The 19077-nt window shown below is 71.3% G+C and carries 20 protein-coding genes; 6 read left to right on the top strand and 14 right to left on the bottom strand.

Annotation, left to right across the window (positions count from 1 at the left end; translation table 11 throughout):
* Window position 1: 1 nt before the first annotated feature.
* Window positions 2-1537 carry an APC family permease gene (locus AC0VY3_RS35165; protein ID WP_475551535.1) on the bottom strand — a complete coding sequence of 512 codons (1536 nt, stop codon included), beginning with the start codon at window positions 1535-1537 and terminating at the stop codon, window positions 2-4.
* A 194-nt stretch (window positions 1538-1731) separates the two neighbouring features.
* On the opposite strand from AC0VY3_RS35165, the gene AC0VY3_RS35160 reads away from it, so the two are divergent.
* Window positions 1732-2502, top strand: a complete 771-nt coding sequence (locus AC0VY3_RS35160) for a peptidoglycan recognition protein family protein (protein WP_475551534.1) — start codon at window positions 1732-1734, stop codon at window positions 2500-2502.
* A 40-nt stretch (window positions 2503-2542) separates the two neighbouring features.
* Here AC0VY3_RS35160 and AC0VY3_RS35155 read toward each other — a convergent pair whose 3' ends face one another.
* The 5 genes from AC0VY3_RS35155 to AC0VY3_RS35135 all read right to left on the bottom strand — a co-directional run bounded on the left by AC0VY3_RS35155 (window position 2543) and on the right by AC0VY3_RS35135 (window position 7350).
* Complete coding sequence (locus AC0VY3_RS35155; protein ID WP_103509657.1) at window positions 2543-2908, bottom strand: PH domain-containing protein; 366 nt, start codon at window positions 2906-2908, stop codon at window positions 2543-2545.
* An 89-nt stretch (window positions 2909-2997) separates the two neighbouring features.
* Window positions 2998-4953, bottom strand: coding sequence for an ABC transporter permease (locus AC0VY3_RS35150; RefSeq protein WP_475551533.1), 1956 nt, complete (start codon window positions 4951-4953; stop codon window positions 2998-3000).
* Between the two features lie 76 nt (window positions 4954-5029).
* Window positions 5030-5857 carry a molybdate ABC transporter substrate-binding protein gene (gene modA, locus AC0VY3_RS35145; protein ID WP_475551532.1) on the bottom strand — a complete coding sequence of 276 codons (828 nt, stop codon included), beginning with the start codon at window positions 5855-5857 and terminating at the stop codon, window positions 5030-5032.
* A 124-nt stretch (window positions 5858-5981) separates the two neighbouring features.
* Complete coding sequence (locus AC0VY3_RS35140; protein ID WP_103509654.1) at window positions 5982-6377, bottom strand: TOBE domain-containing protein; 396 nt, start codon at window positions 6375-6377, stop codon at window positions 5982-5984.
* Between the two features lie 169 nt (window positions 6378-6546).
* On the bottom strand, window positions 6547-7350 hold the full coding sequence (locus AC0VY3_RS35135; RefSeq protein ID WP_475551531.1) for a VOC family protein: 804 nt from the start codon (window positions 7348-7350) through the stop codon (window positions 6547-6549).
* A 177-nt stretch (window positions 7351-7527) separates the two neighbouring features.
* On the opposite strand from AC0VY3_RS35135, the gene AC0VY3_RS35130 reads away from it, so the two are divergent.
* Window positions 7528-8121 (top strand): GNAT family N-acetyltransferase, encoded by a 594-nt coding sequence (locus tag AC0VY3_RS35130; protein ID WP_475551530.1) that lies wholly within the window; start codon window positions 7528-7530, stop codon window positions 8119-8121.
* Between the two features lie 277 nt (window positions 8122-8398).
* Here AC0VY3_RS35130 and AC0VY3_RS35125 read toward each other — a convergent pair whose 3' ends face one another.
* The 8 genes from AC0VY3_RS35125 to AC0VY3_RS35090 form a co-directional block, all read right to left on the bottom strand.
* Window positions 8399-9331, bottom strand: a complete 933-nt coding sequence (locus tag AC0VY3_RS35125; protein ID WP_103509651.1) for a TerC family protein — start codon at window positions 9329-9331, stop codon at window positions 8399-8401.
* A 24-nt stretch (window positions 9332-9355) separates the two neighbouring features.
* Window positions 9356-10183 (bottom strand): enoyl-CoA hydratase/isomerase family protein, encoded by an 828-nt coding sequence (locus tag AC0VY3_RS35120; RefSeq protein WP_475551529.1) that lies wholly within the window; start codon window positions 10181-10183, stop codon window positions 9356-9358.
* The gene (locus AC0VY3_RS35115; RefSeq protein WP_475551789.1) at window positions 10180-11307 is read right to left on the bottom strand and encodes a cytochrome P450; all 1128 of its coding nucleotides are present in this window, start codon (window positions 11305-11307) and stop codon (window positions 10180-10182) included. Before AC0VY3_RS35115 ends, AC0VY3_RS35120 begins: the two co-directional genes overlap by 4 nt.
* Before the next feature lie 269 nt (window positions 11308-11576).
* Window positions 11577-12986, bottom strand: coding sequence for a cytochrome P450 family protein (locus tag AC0VY3_RS35110; protein ID WP_103509649.1), 1410 nt, complete (start codon window positions 12984-12986; stop codon window positions 11577-11579).
* A 93-nt stretch (window positions 12987-13079) separates the two neighbouring features.
* Window positions 13080-13670: a GTP-binding protein gene (locus AC0VY3_RS35105; protein WP_030075676.1), complete on the bottom strand. Its 591-nt coding sequence runs from the start codon at window positions 13668-13670 to the stop codon at window positions 13080-13082.
* Entirely contained in the window at window positions 13645-14019 is a 375-nt protein-coding gene (locus tag AC0VY3_RS35100) for a DUF742 domain-containing protein (RefSeq protein WP_103509648.1), read from the bottom strand. The genes AC0VY3_RS35105 and AC0VY3_RS35100 overlap by 26 nt, the downstream gene beginning before the upstream one ends.
* Window positions 14016-14420 (bottom strand): roadblock/LC7 domain-containing protein, encoded by a 405-nt coding sequence (locus tag AC0VY3_RS35095; RefSeq protein ID WP_030075680.1) that lies wholly within the window; start codon window positions 14418-14420, stop codon window positions 14016-14018. The genes AC0VY3_RS35100 and AC0VY3_RS35095 overlap by 4 nt, the downstream gene beginning before the upstream one ends.
* The gene (locus tag AC0VY3_RS35090; protein ID WP_475551528.1) at window positions 14417-15655 is read right to left on the bottom strand and encodes an ATP-binding protein; all 1239 of its coding nucleotides are present in this window, start codon (window positions 15653-15655) and stop codon (window positions 14417-14419) included. The genes AC0VY3_RS35095 and AC0VY3_RS35090 overlap by 4 nt, the downstream gene beginning before the upstream one ends.
* Window positions 15656-16105: 450 nt before the next feature.
* Here AC0VY3_RS35090 and AC0VY3_RS35085 point away from each other — a divergent pair, with 450 nt between their 5' ends.
* The 4 genes from AC0VY3_RS35085 (at window position 16106) to AC0VY3_RS35070 (ending at window position 19048) form a co-directional block, all read left to right on the top strand.
* Window positions 16106-16756, top strand: coding sequence for a response regulator (locus tag AC0VY3_RS35085; RefSeq protein WP_103509646.1), 651 nt, complete (start codon window positions 16106-16108; stop codon window positions 16754-16756).
* Window positions 16753-17934, top strand: coding sequence for a sensor histidine kinase (locus AC0VY3_RS35080; protein WP_475551527.1), 1182 nt, complete (start codon window positions 16753-16755; stop codon window positions 17932-17934). Before AC0VY3_RS35085 ends, AC0VY3_RS35080 begins: the two co-directional genes overlap by 4 nt.
* A gap of 262 nt (window positions 17935-18196) precedes the next feature.
* Complete coding sequence (locus AC0VY3_RS35075; protein WP_103509645.1) at window positions 18197-18832, top strand: helix-turn-helix transcriptional regulator; 636 nt, start codon at window positions 18197-18199, stop codon at window positions 18830-18832.
* Between the two features lie 30 nt (window positions 18833-18862).
* Window positions 18863-19048 (top strand): hypothetical protein, encoded by a 186-nt coding sequence (locus AC0VY3_RS35070; RefSeq protein ID WP_230543432.1) that lies wholly within the window; start codon window positions 18863-18865, stop codon window positions 19046-19048.
* Window positions 19049-19077: the final 29 nt, after the last annotated feature.

Here is a 19077-nt window from a genome sequence, read left to right as displayed (position 1 = left end):
CTCAACGCCCCTTCCCGTCTCCGGAGCCGCCGGTGTCGCCCGGCCTGGTGGCCGTGGCGTGGACCAGGTCAGGGTCGGCGACCCCCGGCCGCTCCTGCCAGAACACCGCGTCCCGCAGGCGCCACACGACCATCAGGACCACGCCGACCAGGGAGATCACGATGCCGATGACGAGCGGTGGGCCCAGCCCGAACCAGGAGGTTCCGCTGTAGGAGTTGGCCGGGTCGGACATGTCGATGACCGAGCGGACCAGCAGCCAGGTCAGCAGTCCGGCGCCGACCACCGGGCCGAGGCCGATGAGCAGGAAGTTGCGCACGCTCTCGGTGAGATGGCGCCGGTAGTAGACGGCGCAGGCCACTCCGGTGAGCGCGTAGTAGAAGGCGATCAGCAGCGACAGCGCGGTGAGCGAGTCGAAGAGGGCGTTCGTGCTGATCTGGTTGACCACCAGGTACCAGGCGATGGCGATGCCGGCGACCCACCACGTACTGACGTCCGGGGTACGGAACCGGGGGCTGATGTGCCCGAAGTGCTGCGGCAGCGCCTGACGGCGGGCCATGGACAGGGCGGTCCGGGAGGCCGGGATGATCGTGGTCTGGGTGGAGGCGATGGCGGAGGTGGCCACCGCCAGCAGCAGGATCCAGTCCCAGCCGCCCAGCACGTCCCCGGCGAGCTGGGCGAAGATGAACTCCTCCTCGCCCGCGTTCTCCGCCAGGAACGCCGTACCCGCGAAGGCGACGACCGCGATGGCGACGGACAGATAGGTCACCAGGAGCACCACGGTGGACCACAGGCCCGCCTTGCCCGGGGCGCTCGCCGAGTCCTCCGTCTCCTCGGTGAGGTTGACCGCCGACTCCCAGCCCCAGTAGATGAACACCCCGAGCAGCAGCCCGCCGGTCAGCGCGGCGCCGCCCGCGCCGAACGGGTCCAGCCAGCCGATGGACGGCTCGATCGAGTCGAAGCCGGTCGTGCCCGCGTACACCCGGTAGAGCGCCACCGCGACGAAGACCAGCAGGAACGCGATCTGGAGGAGGATCAGCACGTTCTGCACCTTCGCGGAGAGCTCGGTGCCGATGACGCAGAGCCCGGTCATCACGATGATCAGGAGCACGGTGAGCAGCTGGCGGGCGAAGTCGTTCTCGACCCAGCCGTCCAGACCCACCGCCAGCAGGGTGAAGCTCACCGCCACATCGGCCAGCGAGCCCACCACCAGGACGCCGGTCATGGTGATCGCCCAGCCGCCCAGCCAGCCCGCCCAGGGGCCCATCGCCCGGGTCACCCAGGAGAACGTCGTACCGCAGTCCTGGTCGACCTTGTTCAGGTAGTAGAAGGCCGAGGCGATCAGCAGCATCGGCACGAACGAGGCGAACATGACGCCCGGGGCGTAGATCCCCACCAGAGCGACGATCGGGCCGATGACGGCGGCCAGCGAGTAGGCCGGGGAGGTCGCGTTCAGACCGATGACAAGGGCGTCGACGAACCCGATCGCGTTCGGCTTGAGGCCGGCATCCGGTTCGTCCCGCACACGGTCGTGGGCCATGGTTCCTCGCTCCGCCGGGCACCCCCGCCGGGAGCGGGCGATGATCCGGGTCCCATCGTAGGGAGACCCGGCGAAAGCCGCATTCCGGGCGGTGCGCCCGGAATGCGGGGCAGGCCGGTGGGAGTCCCGGCAGGACGTCACCCGAACGGCCCGCTCCTCTGCGAAGCCGGAGGCCGGAGCGCAGGGTGGAGTCCATGTGGTCCCGCCGACTCGTCCTGGGCGTTCTGATCCTGCCCCTGGCCCTCCTGGTGTTCGGAGACGGCCCGGCGTTCCGCGCGCCGGAGACGGAGCTGGCCACCGGACCGCGGCCTCCGCGCGGACTGCCGCAGCCGGCCGTCGTCAGCCGCCGGGACTGGGGCGCGGACGAGGACCTGGTGCGGGAGGGACCGCACTACACGGCCCCGGCGCGGGCGGTGTTCGTGCACCACACCGGCAACCCCAACGACTACGACTGCGCGGACGCCCCCGAGCTGATCCGGGCCGTCCAGCGCGACCACATCCGGCAGGACGGCTGGGACGACATCGGCTACAACTTCCTCGTCGACCGCTGCGGCACCATCTACGAAGGCCGCGCGGGCGGTGTCGGCCGCTCGGTGCTCGGCGCGCACACCAAGGGGTTCAACACCGACACGGCCGGCATCGCGGCGATCGGGAACTTCGGCCCGGGGGTCGAGGTGCCGAAGCCGATGATGGACGCGCTGGTGAAGCTGGCCGCCTGGAAGCTGCGGCCCGGGGCGGATCCGCTGGGCAGCGTCGACCTGGTGTCGACGAACGACGAGAGCCGCTTCGACCGGGGGCAGGTGGCCCGGCTGCACGTCATCTCCGGACACCGCGACAGCTTCGAGACCCGCTGCCCCGGCGACGCGCTCTACGACCTGCTGCCCGAGCTGCGGGAGCGCGCCGCGAAGCTGCGGGCCGCCGCCCCCGGGCACTCGGCGACGGCCCGGCTGCGCCCGTCCTTCTGACCTGACCTGACCTGACCTGCCCTGACCTGACCAGGCTTGCCTAGCGGGCGACGAACTGCGTGAGTATCGCCTGCACCTCGTAGATGTCGACGCCCTTGGTGAACGTCTTCTGGAGCGGCGTCGCGTTGCCCGAGATCCAGATCTTCAGCTCGGCGTCGAGATCGAACGTGCCGGCCGTCTCCACGGCGAAGTGCGTGATGCTGCGGTACGGCACGGAGTGGTACTCCACCTTCTTGCCCGTGATGCCCTGCTTGTCGACGAGGATCAGCCGCCGGTCCGTGAACAGGATGGTGTCCCGGACCAGCAGGAACGCGGCGTGCACCTGCTCGCCCTGCCCGAGCAGCCGGGCGTAGTCCTGCTGGGCGGTGGCCGGGTTGATCGTGTGGGCGTTGCCGAACAGTGCCATGAGGTCCCCGTCTCTCGGTCGTCGTACGTACAGAAGTACGCGCCGACGGGGGCGATGGTTCCCCCGCGCCCCGGACCCGGCTCCCGGGCTCAGAGCGGGACGATCGTCGTCTCCGTGGCCTTCACGCTGGTCCAGACGGCCGTGCCGTCGGCGATGCCCAGCTCGGCGGCGGCCGCCGGGGTGATCTCCGCGACCAGGTCCGGGGCCTCGGCCGAGGTGATCAACAGCCGCAGCCGGCTGCCGCCGGAGGTGATCTCGCGGACCGTGCCGGGCCAGACGTTGCGCGGGGAGCCGGTGGGCCGTTCCCGGTGTACGGAGACGGCTTCCGGCGCGATGACCGCGAGGGCGTCCGTGCCCGCCGGAAGGGGCTCGGCGACCACGAGGTGCCCGCCGTCCTCCGGCGCCAGGCCGTCGGCGGTGGCGGTTCCGGGCCAGGCGTTGTGGCCCAGCATCCGGGCCACCCACGGCGAGCGCGGGTGCCGGGTGACCTCGGCGGGCGGCTCGTCCTGGAGCGCCCGGCCGTCCTCCAGCACCAGGACCCGGTCGGCCAGCGAGACCGCCTCGACCGGGTCGTGGGTGACGATCAGACAGACCCCGCCGAACTCCGCGAGGTGGCCGCGCAGGGTGTGCCGCACCCGGGCCCGGGTGGTCTGGTCGAGGGCGGCGAGCGGTTCGTCCAGCAGCAGCAGACGCGGGCGGGCGGCGAGCGCGCGGGCCAGGGCGACCCGCTGGGCCTGCCCGCCGGAGAGCTGGGCGGGCCTGCGGTGGGCGAGGTGGCCCACCCCGAGCCGGTCCAGCCAGCCCTGGGCCTCGCGCCGGGCCTCGGCGCGCGGCACCCCGTGGGCGCGGAGCCCGTACGCCGTGTTGGTCAGCGCGCTCAGGTGCGGGAAGAGCGCCCCGTCCTGGGGCACCCAGGCGACGCCCCGGCGGTGCGGCGGGAGGGCGGTGACGTCGCTGTCGCCGAGGCGCAGGGTGGCGTGCGCGCGGGGTGTGAGGCCGAGGAGGGCCCGCAGGAGCGTCGTCTTGCCCGCGCCGTTGGGGCCGACCACCGCGATGGTGGTGCCGGGCGGGGCGTCGAGGGTGAGGCGGGTGAAGCCGGTGACCTCGGCGTGCAGCGGCCAGGGTTCGGGCGCGGGCTTCTTCAGGAGGTCCGGCGGCGGTTCGGGAAGGACGTCCGGCGCGGTGCCCGGGGGGTCCTCCGGGCGGGCCCCCGCCGTACGGCTCGCGAGGTCGCGGTCCGGGGTGCCGGTCCACCGGCCGCGCAGCGCGACGAGCACGATCAGCGCGATGGCCAGGAGCAGCAGCGACACGGAGGTGGCGGCCTCCGGCGAGTCCTGGAGCAGCAGATAGACCTGGAGCGGCAGGGTCTGCGTGGTGCCGGGGAGGTTTCCGGCGAAGGTGATCGTCGCACCGAACTCGCCGAGCGCCCGCGCCCAGGTCAGGGCGGCTCCGGCGATCAGCCCGGGGGCGACCATCGGCAGCGTCACGGTGAGGAACACCCGGACCGGCGAGGCCCCGAGGGAGGCGGCGGTCTCCTCGTACCGGGGGCGCAGTCCGCCGAGCGCGCCCTCCAGCGAGATGACCAGGAACGGCATCGCGACGAACGTCGCCGCGAGCACGGCGCCCGAGGTGTGGAAGGGCAGCGTGATGCCGAAGGTGTCCTCCAGCCACGGGCCGAGCAGCCCGCGCCGCCCGAAGGCCAGCAGCAGCGCGACGCCGCCGACCGTGGGCGGCAGCACCATCGGCAGCAGGACCAGCGAGCGGACGAACGCCTTGCCGGGGAACGGCACCCGGGCCAGCAGCCAGGCCAGCGGCACCCCGAGCAGGAGCGAGAGGCCGAGGGACCAGAGCGAGACCAGCAGGGAGAGCCGCAGCGCCTGGGTGGTGGCCTCGGCCGTGAGATGCGCGCCGAGGTCGCCCCAGGAGGTGCGGGCCAGGATGCCGACGAGCGGCAGCATCAGGAACGCCACGGCCAGCAGGGCGGGCACCGTCAGCAGGAGCGGGGCGCGGACCTGGGGTGTACGGCGGCGGACCGGGCGTTTCATCGGCGACCTCGTCGTCCTGGGAGTGCGGTGCCCGGCGGGTCCGTCGGACGGTACGGGCCCGCCGGGAGCGGTGCGGTCACGGCTGCTGGAAGCCCGCGCCCTGGAGGATCTTCTGTGCGGCGGGCGTGGAGAGCCAGGCGACGAACGCGGCGGCGGCCTCGCTGTGCTTCGACTCCTTCAGCGTGGCGGCCGGGTAGGAGGCGACGGCGTTCTGCGCGTCCGGGATGTCGATCGCGTCGACCTTGTCGGTGGCGGTCGCGGCGTCGGTCTTGTAGACGAGCCCGGCGTCCGCCTCGCCCAGCTCGACCTTGCTGAGGACCGCCCGGACGTTGGGCTCCTGGGAGACCGGCTTCACCTCGATCCTCTGCGCGTCGAGGATCTGCTTGCTGTAGCGGCCCACCGGCACCTCGGGGGCGGCCAGGACGACCTTCACCCCGGTGTCGGAGAGGTCCTTGAGGTTCTCGACCTTCTCCGGGTTGCCCTCGCCGACGGCGATGACGAGGCGGTTCTCGGCGATGACGGTCGGGGTGCCGGTCTCGCGGGTGAGGCCGTCCATCGTCCTGGTGTCCGCGGTGACCAGGGCGTCGGCGGGGGCGCCCTGCTTGACCTGGGCGGCCAGCTCCTGGGAGCCCGCGAAGGAGAACGTCACGCTGGTGCCCGGGTTCTCCTTCTCGTACGCCGCTCCCGCCTCCTTGAAGACGTCCGTCAGCGAGGCGGCGGCCAGCACGGTCAGGTCCGCCTTCGGGGCGCCCGAGGCGGAGGAGGTGGCCTTTGATCCGCTGTCCTTGTCCATGTCGTCGGCATTGTCGGATCCGGAGTCGTCGCCGCAGGCGGCGAGGGGGATCAGGAGGGCGGCGGTCAGGACGGCGGCGGCCGCACGGTGGCGGGTGATCGGCGGGGACATGAGGGTGGGTGCTCCTTGGATGCGTTCGCGGCCGACGGGCGACGGGTGGGCGGGGTCGCCGTGCGGGGCAGCGGTACGTGGGCGATGGCAGGCCGGGGCCGTAGGGGCCCGTCGCCGGCCTGTCTCAGGTGCGGTCGATGTGCACGCTGGTCGACTTCACGCGGGCGGTCGCCCGCATGCCGACCTCCAGGCCCAGCTCTTCCACCGCCTCCCGGGTCAGGAGCGAGACGAGCCGGTGCGGCCCGGCCTGGATCTCGACCTGGGCCGCGACATCGCCGAGTTTCACCGCGGTGACGATGCCGGGGAACGCGTTGCGGGCCGAGGTGTACGGGGCCTCGTCCTCGCCGCCCGCGCCCTGGCCGACCTCGATCGAGAAGGCGGCCAGCGCACGGCCGTCGATCAGCCGCCGGCCAGCCTCGTCGCGATGGGTCGCGACCCGGCCGGCGTCCGCCCAGCGCCGGGCGGTGTCAGGGCTGACTCCGAGAAGTCGTGCGGCCTGGCCGATTGTGTAGGACTGCATATGCAGCACGCTAGGGCAATCAGGCTTGCATTTACCATTGTCCGGGCGATGGTCCATTGCAGATGCGGGATGTCTCGGAGGAATGTACGAGGCAGCCGAACGGGCCGCGCCGGTGCTCCGGTCGCGGACCGTGGCGGCTCTCGGCCCCGGGTGGGGCGAGCCGGTCGGATCAGGTCACCGGGCTCGTCGCCGGCATCTCGCCCTCGGTGGTGGTCACGTCGATCACGGCGAACGCGGCCCCCTGCGGGTCGCTGATCGCCGCGAACCGGCCGAAGGGGCTGTCCACCGGCCCGAACCGCAGCACCCCGCCGCGCTCGGTCGCCTTCGCCACCGCCGCGTCGCAGTCCGGAACGGAGAAGTACACGTTCAGGAACGAGGGCAGATCGGGCGGGAAGTCCTTGTCCATCACCATCCGGCCGAGGACCGTCTGCCCCTCGACGTCGAACATGGCGAAGTCCATCGACTCGTCGTCGAACTTCCGGGTGGTGTACGAGAAGACCGCGGGGTAGAACGCGTCGACCTTCTTCGGGTCGCGGGTGAAGACCTCGCCCCAGCAGTACCCGCCGGGCTCGCCCATCTTCGTCTCGAACCCCTCGTGGGTGTTCGCCTGCCAGATGCCGAAGACCGCTCCGCCGGGGTCGCGGGCCAGCGCCATCGTGCCGAACTCGCCGACCTGCATCGGCTCCACCAGCACCTCGCCGCCCCGGTCGCGGACCTTCCGGGCGGTCGCGGCGGCGTCCGGCGACGCGAGGTAGAGACACCACGCCGAGGGGGCCCCTTCGGCGCCCGGCATGGGCGGGGAGACGGCGGCGGCCGGCCTGCCGTCCACGTACGCCTGCGTGTAGTTGCCGAACTCCGGCAGGCTCTCGCCGAACGTCCAGCCGAGCACGTCTCCGTAGAAGCTCTTGGCGCCCTCGATGTCGGCGAACATGGCGTCCGCCCAGCACGGGGTGCCCTCGGGTTGTACAGCCATGGCGCGCCGGTCCTTCCCTGGAGTCCGTGTCTTCGGCCCCGCCCTACGGGCCCCGCCCCGCAGGGCCAACGCTAGTCAGCCGGGGGCCGGTCCGCGCGTCGGAGGACCGGCGGATATGCACTAGTGCGTAAATTATGTGTGCTAGTGCGAAATCGGGGAAGGGGTTAGGATCTTGGCATGCCGGCACTTCCCCCTCGGCCCGTGACTCTGACCGGGCAGCACGTCCAACTTGTCCCGCTCGCCTTCGGCCACCTCGACGACCTCTTCGCGGCGGGAGGCGGGGACGAGGAGGTGTGGCGCTGGCAGGGCGGCCCGGCGCCGCGGACCCGTGAGGAACTGCGCAGCCGGATGGAGCAGGTGCTCGGCGACGCGGCGTATGTGCCGTTCGCCGTCGTCCACCGGGCGAGCGGCCGGGCCGTCGGCTGGACCACGTACCTGGACGTCGCGGTCCAGGACGAGCGCCTGGAAATCGGCTGGACCTGGTACGGGCGGGCGCACTGGCGCTCGGCGGTGAACAGCGAGACGAAGCTCCTGCTGCTGACGCACGCCTTCGAGGAGCTGGGCATGGGGCGCGTCCAGCTGAAGACCGACCACCGCAACGAGCGTTCGCAGGCGGCCATCGACCGGCTCGGGGCGCGGCGCGAGGGGGTGCTGCGGCGGCACCGGCGGCGACCGGACGGGAGCTGGCGGGACAGCGTCTACTTCTCGCTGCTGGCCGACGAGTGGCCCGCGGCGAAGGCGCGTCTCACCGCATGCCTGGCCGCGGGCTGAGGGGGATCTTCCGGGTCATCCCCGGGTCCGGTGCCGGACGGGCCGGGTCTCGGCGGCGTACTCCGCGCAGTCGGGGTTCTCGCAGGGGCCCGCTCGCCATACCGGGACGAAGATCCCGAGGGACTTGTGGCGGTGAATCTCGGAGGGGACGGGCTGTTTGCAGGTCGGGCACATGAAAGCGGCCCGCTGGTGAAGGTCACGCTTTTTGCTGTCCATTTACCCACGATAAGCGGGACCCGAGATTTTGGAAAGCCTTGGCCTTTGCTTTTCCTCTGCTTTACTTCGGCTGACGGCGCATGCTCAGCGTCACCGACACCGCCAGAATGACGACGATCACCGCCAGGCTGACCGGCGAGGGGATCTCCGGGATCGAGGTGCTGATCATCTTGTGGCAGGCCTGGAGGAGGAGCTTGACCGCGATGAAGGCGAGGATGACCGCCAGGCCGTGGCTCAGGTAGTGGAACCGGTCCAGCAGCCCCGCCAGCAGGAAGTACAGGGCCCGCAGGCCCAGGATCGCGAAGGCGTTGCTGGTGTAGACGATGAACAGGTCGTCGCTGACCGCGAGCACCGCCGGCACGCTGTCGACCGCGAAGATCAGGTCGGCCGCCTCGATCGCGGCGACCACGGCGAGCAGCGGAGTGGCGATCCGCCGCCCCTCCTTGTGGACGACGAAATGCGTGCCGGCATAGTCGTCCTGGACCGGCATGATCTTGCGCAGCAGCCGTACCGCGAAGCTCTTGCCCGGATCGAAATTCTCCTCCTGGCCGCTGAGGATTTTATAGCTGCTGTAGAAAAGGATCGCGGCGAAGAGGAACAGGACGAAGGTGAAGCGGTTCACCACCGCGACGCCGGCCGTCAGGAAGATCGCGCGGAACACCAGTGCGCCGATGACACCGAAGAAAAGCACCCGGTGCTGGTATTCCCGGGGCACCTTGAAATAGGCGAAGATCAGCGCGAAGACGAAGAGGTTGTCGACCGACAGGCTCTTCTCCAGCAGCCAGGCGGTGGTGTACTCCGTCCCGGCGGTCGTCCCGAGGACCAGGAAGACGACCCCGCCGAAGATCAGCGCGAGGCTCACCCACAGGGCGCTCCACAGCCCGGCCTCCTTGAAGCCGATGACATGCGCCTTGCGATGCGCCAGGAGGTCGACCGTCAGCGAGACGATCACGGTCGCGGCGAACACGATCCAGAGCCACACCGGTACGTCCACGCGGCAGACCTCCCACTCGGGTTTTTACGAGTGTGACCCGCCCGCCCCGTCGCCGCCCGCCGGAGGCCGCCGGGTGGCGGCCGCGACCGAGGCCATCAGCTCCGCGTCGAGGAACGAGGGGTCGGCCAGCCGGGTGGCGGCGGCGTAGGAGTTCAGCAGCGCCTTGGTCACCCGCAGCGCGGCCTCCGGGCGGCGGACCACCGGCTTCGCCCAGGCGGCGACCGCCGCGTCCAGCTCAGCCCCGGGCACCACCCGCTGGAGCACGGACAGCTCGTACGCCTCGGCGGCGTCGAAGGCCCGGCCCGTCAGGATCAGCTCGCGGACCCGGGCCGCGCCCACCTCGTGGATCAGCCGGGGCAGCAGCCCGCCCCAGGCGGTCGGCAGCCCGAGTGCCAGTTCCGGCAGCCGGAAGGAGGCGTTCTCCGCGCCGACCCGCAGATCGCAGGCCAGGGCCAGCGCGAACCCCGCGCCCACCGCCTTGCCCTGCACCCGGGCGATGGTCACGGCCCGGCCGCCGGAGATCGCCTCGCAGACCCGGCGGGCCTTCTCCCCGGCGACCCGGATGCCCCGGCCGCCCGGATCCTCCGCCAGCCAGTCCGCGAACTCGGTACGGTCGCCGCCCAGGCAGAAGTCGTCCCCGGCGGCGCTGAGCACCAGGACCCGCACCTCCGGGTCCGGGGCGACGACGACGTCCAGCAGCTCGTCGAGCATCGCCTCGGTCACCGCGTTGCCGGTCTCCGGCGCGTTCAGCTCCACGTACAGGACGGGGCCCTCGCGCCAGGTGCGTACCGTCGCGGGGCGGTCGTCGGAGCGGTCGCCCGCCGTCAGGAAGTCGGGCAGCGAGAGCTTCACAGCGCCACGCCCAGTGAGGTGATCCGTCTGAAGACCATCCGGGGCGCGTGGACCGGCGGCGAGACGGTGTGCAGGGTGGGGAAACGGTCCAGCATCCGCGCCAGCAGCGTCCGCGCCTCCAGCTTGGCCAGCGCCGCGCCCAGGCAGTAGTGCACCCCGCCGCCGAAGGTGAGGTGGCTGCCGCCGCGCAGGATGTCGAAGGAGTCCGGGTCCGGGTTCCGCCGCGGATCGTGGTTGGCGGCTCCGTACAGGACGTGGATCATGCTGTCCTTCTTGATCGGGACCCCGGCCAGGACGGTGTCCTCGGCCGCGATCCGGGTGTTGATGCGGATGGGCGGGTCGTAGCGCAGCGTCTCGTCGACGGCCGCGTCGATGTGCTCCGGGTGCTTTTGCAGCCACGCCCACCGGGCCGGTTCGGTCAGCAGGGCGGTCATCGAGGAGAGCAGCGTCGCGGTGGTCTCCAGCGAGGCGATGGTGACGAACATGGTGAGCCGGTAGAGGATCTCGTCCGCCCGCTCCCGGTCCGGCTCCATGGCGTCCCAGGTGTGGATCCAGCCGGTCAGCACATCGTGGCGGGGCTCCGCCCGGCGGCGGGCGACCAGCGCGGTGAAGTAGGCGCGCAGCCGCAGGGTCGCCTCGGCGGAGACGGCCAGCTGCGACTTGGTGGGCAGCAGTTCCTGGGCGAACACCTGGTTGTGTGTGATCTCCAGGATGTCCGGGTAGTCCTCGGGCGGTATCCCCAGCCAGGAGCCGACGGTGCTGATCGGCAGCTGTTCGCTGACCGTGGAGACGAAGTCCGCCTCACCCCAGCGGAGCTTCTCCGCCAGCTCGTCCAGCAGCCGGTCGGTGTCGCGCTCGACGTCGGGGGTGAGGCGTTCGATGGTGGAACGGTCGAAGAGATTGCCCAGCGAGCGGCGCTGGCAGGTGTGCTCGGGGGCGTTGAGCCGGGCGAGTGTGGTGGTCATCTCGCGGGTCGCGATCGCGTCCCACTGCTTGGAGTCGTCCTGCCGCTCCTGCCAGGCGAGATCCGGGGCGAGCCAGTTGCGGCCCCGGAGCACCTGGCTGCAGCTGTCGAAACCGGTGACGAAATACCCGTTCCACGGAGCGCGGACGACGTCACCCATCGTCCGCAGCTCCGCGAGTATCCCGTACGGATCGGCCTGTCCTTCGGGTGTATTGAGCCGCCGGAGCAGCCCGATGACCGCGCGCCGACCGTCCGGGGTCCTGCCCTTACCACCCGTGATGCTCACGCAGAGTTCCTTGACCTAGGCCCGTGGTTACCGCCCTGAACCTACCCCTCCGGATATCTGCGCCAAGCATCGATCTCTGTTGCCCACGTCACATGCAATCGTCACAAATGCCCGTTGTCATATGCGAATTGTCGGTCCGTGAGTCATACGCGGAACACGTCGAGGAACGAACTCCACCAGCCCTTCTGCTTCTTGCCGGAATCCGAGTCGTGACGGTGCGTCACAGGAGGTGCGGCGGGGGCGTTCCGGAACGGGTCGGGCAGCTGGGCCGAGGTCTGCGCCGGGGGCTGCACCCCGGTGCCGGCACGCCGCGCGGCGGTCGGGGTGAACCGTACGGGCAGCGCGACCAGCGCTCGGTGGAAGGGGCCCGGCCGCCAGGCCACACCCGAGGCGGGCACGGCCAGCGCGAGGTCCGGGACGGTGTTGAGGATCTTCTCGATCGCGGTCAGCGCGATCAGCGTCGCGGGCGACTTGGCCGGGCACACGTGCGGGCCGGCGCCCCAGGCCAGATGGGCGCCCTTGCTCAGGGTCTGACGGGCGTCGGTGAGCCCCGGGTCGCTGTTCGCGGCGGCGAAGCTGATCAGGACCGGGGTCTCCGCCTTCAGCACCACCCCGTCCAGCTCGATGTCCCGTACCGGGTAGTGCGTGGCGTAGTTGGCGATCGGCGGGTTGTTCCACAGGACGTCGTCCAGCGCGTCCTCGACGAGCATCCCCGAACCGCGCCGCTCGGGCGCGCCCGGCTGCTCACCGGCGAGCATCAGCAGCAGCGCGTTGCCGATCAGATTGCGCTCCGGCTCCACGCCCGCGCCCATCAGCATGACCAGCTGGTCCTTCAGCTCCTCGTCCCGCAGCCCCGCGGGGTGCTGGATCAGCCAGGAGGTGATGTCCTCGCCGGGCTGGCGGCGCTTGATCGCGACCAGCTCCATCAGGCACTCGGTCAGCTCGGCGTTGGCGCGGAGCACGTCCTCGCCGTCGAAGATGGCCGACATCGAGCGGGTCAGCCGGTCGCCGATGTCGCCCGGGCAGCCGAAGAGCTGGTTGAACAGCAGCAGCGGCAGGAGCTTGGCGTACTCGTTGAGCAGATCGGCGGTGCCGCGCTCGATGAACTGGTCGATCAGATAGTCGGCGATCCGCTCGACGTCACGGCTGAGCCGGCTGCTGTTGAGCCGGGCCAGCGACTCGGTGACCGCCTTGCGCAGCCGCAGGTGCTCCGCGCCGTCGGTGAACAGGCAGTTGGGCCGGAACACCATCATCGGCAGCACCGGGCTGTCCATCGGTACGACGCCCTCGCGCAGCGCGGCCCAGCGCCGCGAGTCCCGGGCGAACAGCGCCGGGTTCTGCAGCACCCGCAGCGCCGCCTCGTGCTGCACGATCAGCGTGGCGTCCACGCCGGGGGCCAGCTCGATGGGCGCGGCGGGGCCGTGGGTGCGTGCCGCGTCGTAGAAGCGGTGCGGATCGGCTGCGAACTCCGGTCCGTACAGCGACGTCTGCTGCTGATGCATGGGGCACCCGGCGGGGGCGCTGTACGGGGTGGCTCCCGGCGACGGGTCCATGTCGGCTTCCTCGGTGTGATCGCGGGGCCCGGTCGGGTCCCGGCTTCCGTATACGTTTCTGGTGCGGGCGGGCCGTGTGGGCCGCCGTGCGGGTCAGGCCGCGTGCGAGAGCAGATGGCGGACCAGGGTGATCAGCGCCTGCGCGGAGGACTTCTGGTCCCGGGCGTCACAGAAGACGACCGGGGTGTCCGGCAGCAGGTCGAGCGCCTCGCGCAGTTCGTTCTCGGCGTGCTGGGAGTACGGGTCGAAGCTGTTGACGGCGACCGCGTACTCCAGTCCGTACGTCTCGACGAGGTCGATGACGGGGAACGTGTCGGCGAGCCGCGCCGGGTCGACCAGGAGCAGCGCGCCCAGCGAACCGCGCGCCATGTCCTCCCACAGCTCCACGAACCGCTGCTGGCCCGGCGTGCCGAACAGATACAGCACCAGTTCGTCGCTGAGGGTGAGCCGTCCGAAGTCCAGGGCGACCGTGGTCGTCTTCTTGTCGGGGGCGCCGCGCAGATCGTCGACCTGGGCCGCGGCCTGGGTCATCCGCTCCTCGGTGCGCAGCGGGGTGATCTCGGACAGTGTGCCGATCAGCGTCGTCTTGCCCACCGCGAAGTGCCCGACGACGAGGATCTTCGCCGCGCGTTGCACCGCGTCCGGCACATAGATGCTCTCAGCCGAACCGGACTTGGAGTCCATGCAACACCTCTTCGAGGATCTTCCTGTCGACGAGCTGGGCCGGTGGCGGCGCCTTCCGGCGCAGCAGGTGTCCCTGCTGGTTTAAGTCCTGGAGCAGCAGACGGGCCACCCCGACCGGCAGGCCCAGGTGGCCGGCCACCTCGGCCACGGACAGATAGCCGCCGGAGCACAGCTCCCAGATCGCCTTGACCTCGGGGCCGGGGTTCGGCGGCGGCTGGCTCTCGGGGGCGAGCGTGACCAGCGTGACCAGCGAGAGGTCTTCCGCGTCGGGCAGCCCCCGTCCGCCGGTGATGACATAGGACCGGACGAACCCGCTGCTGACCTGCTGCTCCTCGCCCGGCGCGGTCATATCTCGCTGTCCGCGTGTCGGCGGGGAGGTGTGGTCATCGCCTTCCCCAGCGCGGTGACCTGCTGCTGCATCCGGAAGGACATCGCCTCCATGTCCACGTCGGCGGCGGCGGTGGCGGCGAGATAGGCGCCGGTGCCGGCGGCGATCAGGAAGATCCAGCCGTCCTCGTACTCCAGGAGCGTCTGCCGCCAGTGGCCCGGGTCGCGGGTGCCGATGAAGGGGGCGACGGCTCGGCTGAGGGACTGCATGGAGCTCATGGCCGCGGCGACGGTCTCCGCGTCGTCCCGGCCGATCTCGCTGGAGTTGGCGAGCAGGAGGCCGTCGGCGGACACCAGGATCGCGTGCCGGGCGCCGGGCACCTGGAGCAGGTCGTTGAGCACCCAGGACAGATCGGGGTTCACTGGAACTCGGGTCCTTCCGTCGTCGTCGTATCGCGTCCGGACCGGGTTCCGCGCTGGAACGCGCCGAGTCGGGAGGCGGTCTCCTCGTTGCTGCGCACGGGCTGCGGTTCGGCCGAGCGCACCGCGGAGACCGGGCTCTTGCGACGACGCTTCGGCAGCCCCCCGGCGGTGGTGGTGATCTGGGCCAGCGGCTGGGTCGCGGTGTCCGGCTGGGGGGTGGGCGGGAAGAGCGGGGTGGGCGCCGGGGCGGGGGCGGCCTGCCGGTGGTCCGCCCGCTGCGGCTGCGGAGCGATGGCTTCGGGCGCTTCCACGGGGGCCGCGGCGGGCGGCGCCTCGGTGGTGAGCAGTTCGTCGGGGATCAGGACCACCGCGCGTACGCCTCCATAGGGGGAAACGGAGTCCACCGAGACCCGGAAGCCGTAGCGGGCGGCGAGCATCCCGGAGACGGCGAATCCGAACTGCGGCGGGATGCCCAGGCTGGAGACGCTGATCGCGGCCTGGGGGGAGAGGAGGGCCGCCGCGCGGTCCTTCTCCTCCTGGCCCATGCCGAGACCGGCGTCGTCGACGATGAGACAGACACCCGTCGGCACGGCCTGGATGTTGATCTCCACCGGGGTGCCGGGGGCGGAGTAGTTCGTGGCGTTGGCCAGCAGTTCGGCGAGGACCACGGCGACGGGCTCCACGGCCCGGCTGACCACCGAGAAGTTCACCTGGCCGTTGACCCGGACCCGGTCGAAGTGCCGGATCCGGCCCTGGGCGCTGCGGGCCACGTCGAAGACGGAGGCCACGGTCTCGCGCCGGCCGAGCCAGCCGCCGCAGAGCACGGCGATGCCCTGGGCGCGCCGGCCGAACTGGCTGTTGGCGTGGTCCATGGCCATCAGGTCGGAGAGGATCCCGGGATCGTCGCCGTACTTGCGCTGGGCCTTCTCGATCACGACCTGCTGCTCGTCGGCCAGGCCCTGGAGGGTACGGACGGCGGCCTTGAGGACCGCCTTGGTCTCCTCCTCGGCGTCCTTGCGGACCTCCGCGAGTTCGGCGGACTGACGCTGCAGCAGACCGTTGTGGACGACGTGGAGTTCGTCCCGTTGGTGCAGGAGCGCGTCGCGCTCACCGCGCAGGTCGGTGTTGTGTCTGCGCAGCTTGACGTTGGTCGCGCGAGCCCGCAGAACGGCACCCACGGCGACCAGTGCTACGACAACCAGCGCCCAGATGACGGGGCCCTGTGGAAATGTCATGAGACTCACTTCAAGTGCCATGGCGGAAACGGCTTGACACCCCGTCATGCGGCACGCAGTCAGGGCTCGTTCGCCACGACCGTGCGCCGCTTCGGGAGGTGCCCCTCCGAAGGTGGGGCCGAGGAATTCATTCCTCCCGGAATGCCCCCATACGCCATCAGCCCACTGGAAGTAAGATGATCTTATCACCGGCCGCACGCCGAAATGTCAAGGCCGCCACGCCAGTTGCCACTCGACGCAGGATGTTCACATTGAGGAGACCTGGCGGACGGCGCCCCGGTGCCACCGGTACGGCCGGCGGGGTCCGGAGGGGGTGGTCGGCGGTCGCGGCTGCGGCCCCTCCGAAGGTACGGAATTCAACGTTCCGCTTCTTGTTCGGCGCCCCTGGAACCCGCCCCGCTCCTGCCGTACCCTTCGGTGATTCCTGGTCGGCAGGTGAAGGGGCGCATCGTGATTCGGGTTGCCGTCGTGGACGACGAGCAGCTGGTCCGGTCCGGGCTGAAATTGATCTTGGGCGCTGCTCCGGACATCGAGGTGGTCGCCTGCTGCGACGGGGCCGACGCCGTCGACCGCGTACGGGAGGCGCGCCCCGATGTCCTGCTGCTGGACATCCGGATGCCCGAGGTCGACGGACTGACCGTGCTGCGGCAGGTGGGCGCTCTGACGGCGCCGCCCGCCGTGGCGATGCTGACCACCTTCGACGCCGGCCGGCACATCGACGACGCGCTGCGCTCGGGGGCGGTCGGTTTACTGATGAAGAACACGGCCCCGGAACAGCTCGTCCACGCGGTCCGGGTGCTGGCCGCCGGCGGCCGGATCCTGGCGCCCGAGGCGGTCGGCCCGGTGATCGAGGGCTATCTCGCCGCGGGCCGGGACACCGGTGCGGCCGACCGCACCGGGGCCCTGACCGGCCGCGAGGGCCAGGTGCTGGCGCTGCTCGGCGCGGGCCTGTCCAACCGGGAGATCGCCCGTGAGCTGCGGCTGTCCCACGGCACGGTCAAGGACCACGTCAGCTCGGTGCTGTCCAAGCTGGGCGGGGTCAACCGGGTCCAGGCGGCGGTGCTCGCGGACCGGGCCGGTCTGATCGACGGGGCGTTGTGAAGCGCCTCCGCCCCCGCATACCGTCGCGCCTCTCCCGCCCGCGCCTCTCCCGCCCGCTCCTGCGCCCCGGCTCCCGCCGGGCGCGGGCCGTCGGCCGTGCCGCCGTGCCGGTCGGGATCGCCGTGGTCGACGGCCTCCTCGTCAACGGCTTCGGCCCCGGACCCGGCCTCTGGGTCGCGCTCGTCGCGGCGGGCGCGCTGGTGCTGCGCCGCCGCTGCCCCGAGGTGGTGCTGCTCGTCGGACTGCCCGGGATGTACGTCGGCCAGCTGGCGTTCGCCCCGCTGATCGCGCTGTACTGCCTCGCCGACCGCCGCCGCAGTGCGGCCGTCGGAGCCGTGGGGGCCGCCGTCGTCGCCCTGGCGCAGTTCCTGCCGTACCCGGTCACCGGCCTGCGGGAGCTCGCGGTGGACCGGGAGACCCTGATCACGGCGATGGACTCCTGCGTCCTGGCCGTCGGGGCGCTGGTCCTGGGGCGTACGGCCCGGGTGCGCCGCGAGAGGCAGCGGGAGCTGGCGGAGGGCCGGGAGCGCGAGCACCGGCTCCTCGCCGAGAAGACCCTGTCCACCGAGCGGGCCTGGCTGGCGCGCGAGATGCACGACGTCGTCGCCCACCAGGTCAGCCTCATCGGCCTCCAGGCCGGGGCGCTCCAGGCCGGCGAACCGGACGCCGCCACCGTACGGTCGACCGCCGGGGTCGTCCGCGAGCTCTCGGTGAAGACCCTCACCGAGCTCCAGCACATGGTGGGCGTCCTGCGCGCGGCCGGTGTCGCCGCGCCCGGCCTCGACCCGCAGCCTCGGCTCACCGACCTGCCCGCCCTGGTCCGCGACTGCGGTCTGCGCGTCACGCTCGCCACCCCGGACGGCCCCGGCCACTGGTCCCAGGCGGCGGAGCGGGCCGCCTACCGCACGGTCCAGGAAGCCCTCACCAACGTGACCAGGCACGCCCCCGGCGCCGAGGTGGACGTCCGGGTCCAGCCGCTGGACGGCGGACTGCGGGTCGACGTCCGCAACACCGCCGCCGACGGCTCCACCGCACCCCTCGGCCTGCCCGGCGGCGGTCACGGTCTGATCGGTCTGCGGGAACGGGCGCATCTGCTCGACGGCACCTTCGACGCCGGGCCCGAGCCGGACGGCGGATTCCGGATCCAGGCCGTGTTCCCGTCGCGGCAGACTTTCTGAGGGTGTGTCCGCACCCAGTGGATCCGTCTTTCCGGTCCTTCTCCAGGAGGAGATCCGAAACCTCTGACCCCGCCGACCGGCGGGGGATGTACCCGTCGAATGGCCGGATAATTCGGACCCACCTCCCTTAAGTGTATTGCTGCTTGCTGTCATTTCCCTTGGAAAGATAGGATCGCTGCGCGCCTTGACCAGCGCACGCCGTGCGGGGGCCGTCGTGACGGATCCGCCCTGCCGGCGGCCGTACGGGGGAAGTAGGGCAGAAATGGCAGATGACTGTATAGCCGTAGGGCTGATGGTCGCCAGATTGTCGTTGCGGCGAAGACTCACCAGGCTCTTCGCCCATCGTGGATGGAACGCCGTCGCGTGCGAGGGGGCCGGGGGGCTCCTTTCGTCCGACGTCCCGTCCGACGTCCTGGTCGTCGATATCGACCGGCTCGACGAGATACGGGGTGCCGCGCCGGTCGTGGCGCTGACCTACGGCTCGGAGATACGCCATCTCGGAGCGGTGGAAGCCGACGTCCGGGCGGTCGTGGACCGCGACGACCTGGACGAGGCCTTCCTGGAGGCCGTGCAGGAGGTCGCCGCCGGGCACGGGTGGATCTCACCCACGCTCGTCCGTCCGCTGCTGCGCGGGCAGCCGTCCGCACCGGCGGGGGCCGTCCGGCCGACCGCCGTACCCGGGCAGCCGCACCGGCCGGGGCGGCCGCACGATCCGGCCCTGACGGCACGGGAGTACGAAGTGGTCTCCCTGGTGTCGAAGGGAATGAACAACAGCGAGATCGCCGGTGCCCTCTATATCGCGGAGAGCACCGTGAAGTTCCATATGTCGAACATTCTGCAGAAGACCGGATTCCGTAACCGCGGTCAGCTCGTGGCGCGTATGCCGGTTGCCGGCTGAACCGGCAGCACAAACATGGAGGAGACCGTCATGGGAAAGAAGAAGGAAGCCCTTCGCTGGGCGCCGGTGGCCATTCTGCTGGTGCTCGCGCTGATCGCGCCGCTGTTCGGGGACAATCCGACCGGCGTCGTGATTCCGCTTCTGCTCGCGGTGATGCTCGCGGGCGTCAACGTCACGATGCAGAAGAAGGAGCGCTCCGCCCGCGGGGCCGAGTGATCCGGACGGGGGAGCACCACGGATGAATG

It is taken from the genome of Streptomyces sp. iso_384, from assembly GCF_056172905.1.
Note: the sequence above shows the minus strand (reverse complement) of the source record. Positions and strands in the feature narration are given on the sequence as shown.

What these genes read in the sequence shown, in the direction of transcription:
- AC0VY3_RS35165 (WP_475551535.1), bottom strand. Translation starts at nt 1,537, where the DNA reads ATGGCCCACGACCGTGTGCGGGACGAACCGGATGCCGGCCTCAAGCCG.
- AC0VY3_RS35160 (WP_475551534.1), top strand. Translation starts at nt 1,732, where the DNA reads ATGTGGTCCCGCCGACTCGTCCTGGGCGTTCTGATCCTGCCCCTGGCC.
- AC0VY3_RS35155 (WP_103509657.1), bottom strand. Translation starts at nt 2,908, where the DNA reads ATGGCACTGTTCGGCAACGCCCACACGATCAACCCGGCCACCGCCCAG.
- AC0VY3_RS35150 (WP_475551533.1), bottom strand. Translation starts at nt 4,953, where the DNA reads ATGAAACGCCCGGTCCGCCGCCGTACACCCCAGGTCCGCGCCCCGCTC.
- modA (WP_475551532.1), bottom strand. Translation starts at nt 5,857, where the DNA reads ATGTCCCCGCCGATCACCCGCCACCGTGCGGCCGCCGCCGTCCTGACC.
- AC0VY3_RS35140 (WP_103509654.1), bottom strand. Translation starts at nt 6,377, where the DNA reads ATGCAGTCCTACACAATCGGCCAGGCCGCACGACTTCTCGGAGTCAGC.
- AC0VY3_RS35135 (WP_475551531.1), bottom strand. Translation starts at nt 7,350, where the DNA reads ATGGCTGTACAACCCGAGGGCACCCCGTGCTGGGCGGACGCCATGTTC.
- AC0VY3_RS35130 (WP_475551530.1), top strand. Translation starts at nt 7,528, where the DNA reads ATGCCGGCACTTCCCCCTCGGCCCGTGACTCTGACCGGGCAGCACGTC.
- AC0VY3_RS35115 (WP_475551789.1), bottom strand. Translation starts at nt 11,307, where the DNA reads ATGGGTGACGTCGTCCGCGCTCCGTGGAACGGGTATTTCGTCACCGGT.
- AC0VY3_RS35110 (WP_103509649.1), bottom strand. Translation starts at nt 12,986, where the DNA reads ATGGACCCGTCGCCGGGAGCCACCCCGTACAGCGCCCCCGCCGGGTGC.
- AC0VY3_RS35105 (WP_030075676.1), bottom strand. Translation starts at nt 13,670, where the DNA reads ATGGACTCCAAGTCCGGTTCGGCTGAGAGCATCTATGTGCCGGACGCG.
- AC0VY3_RS35100 (WP_103509648.1), bottom strand. Translation starts at nt 14,019, where the DNA reads ATGACCGCGCCGGGCGAGGAGCAGCAGGTCAGCAGCGGGTTCGTCCGG.
- AC0VY3_RS35090 (WP_475551528.1), bottom strand. Translation starts at nt 15,655, where the DNA reads ATGACATTTCCACAGGGCCCCGTCATCTGGGCGCTGGTTGTCGTAGCA.
- AC0VY3_RS35075 (WP_103509645.1), top strand. Translation starts at nt 18,197, where the DNA reads ATGGCAGATGACTGTATAGCCGTAGGGCTGATGGTCGCCAGATTGTCG.
- AC0VY3_RS35070 (WP_230543432.1), top strand. Translation starts at nt 18,863, where the DNA reads ATGGGAAAGAAGAAGGAAGCCCTTCGCTGGGCGCCGGTGGCCATTCTG.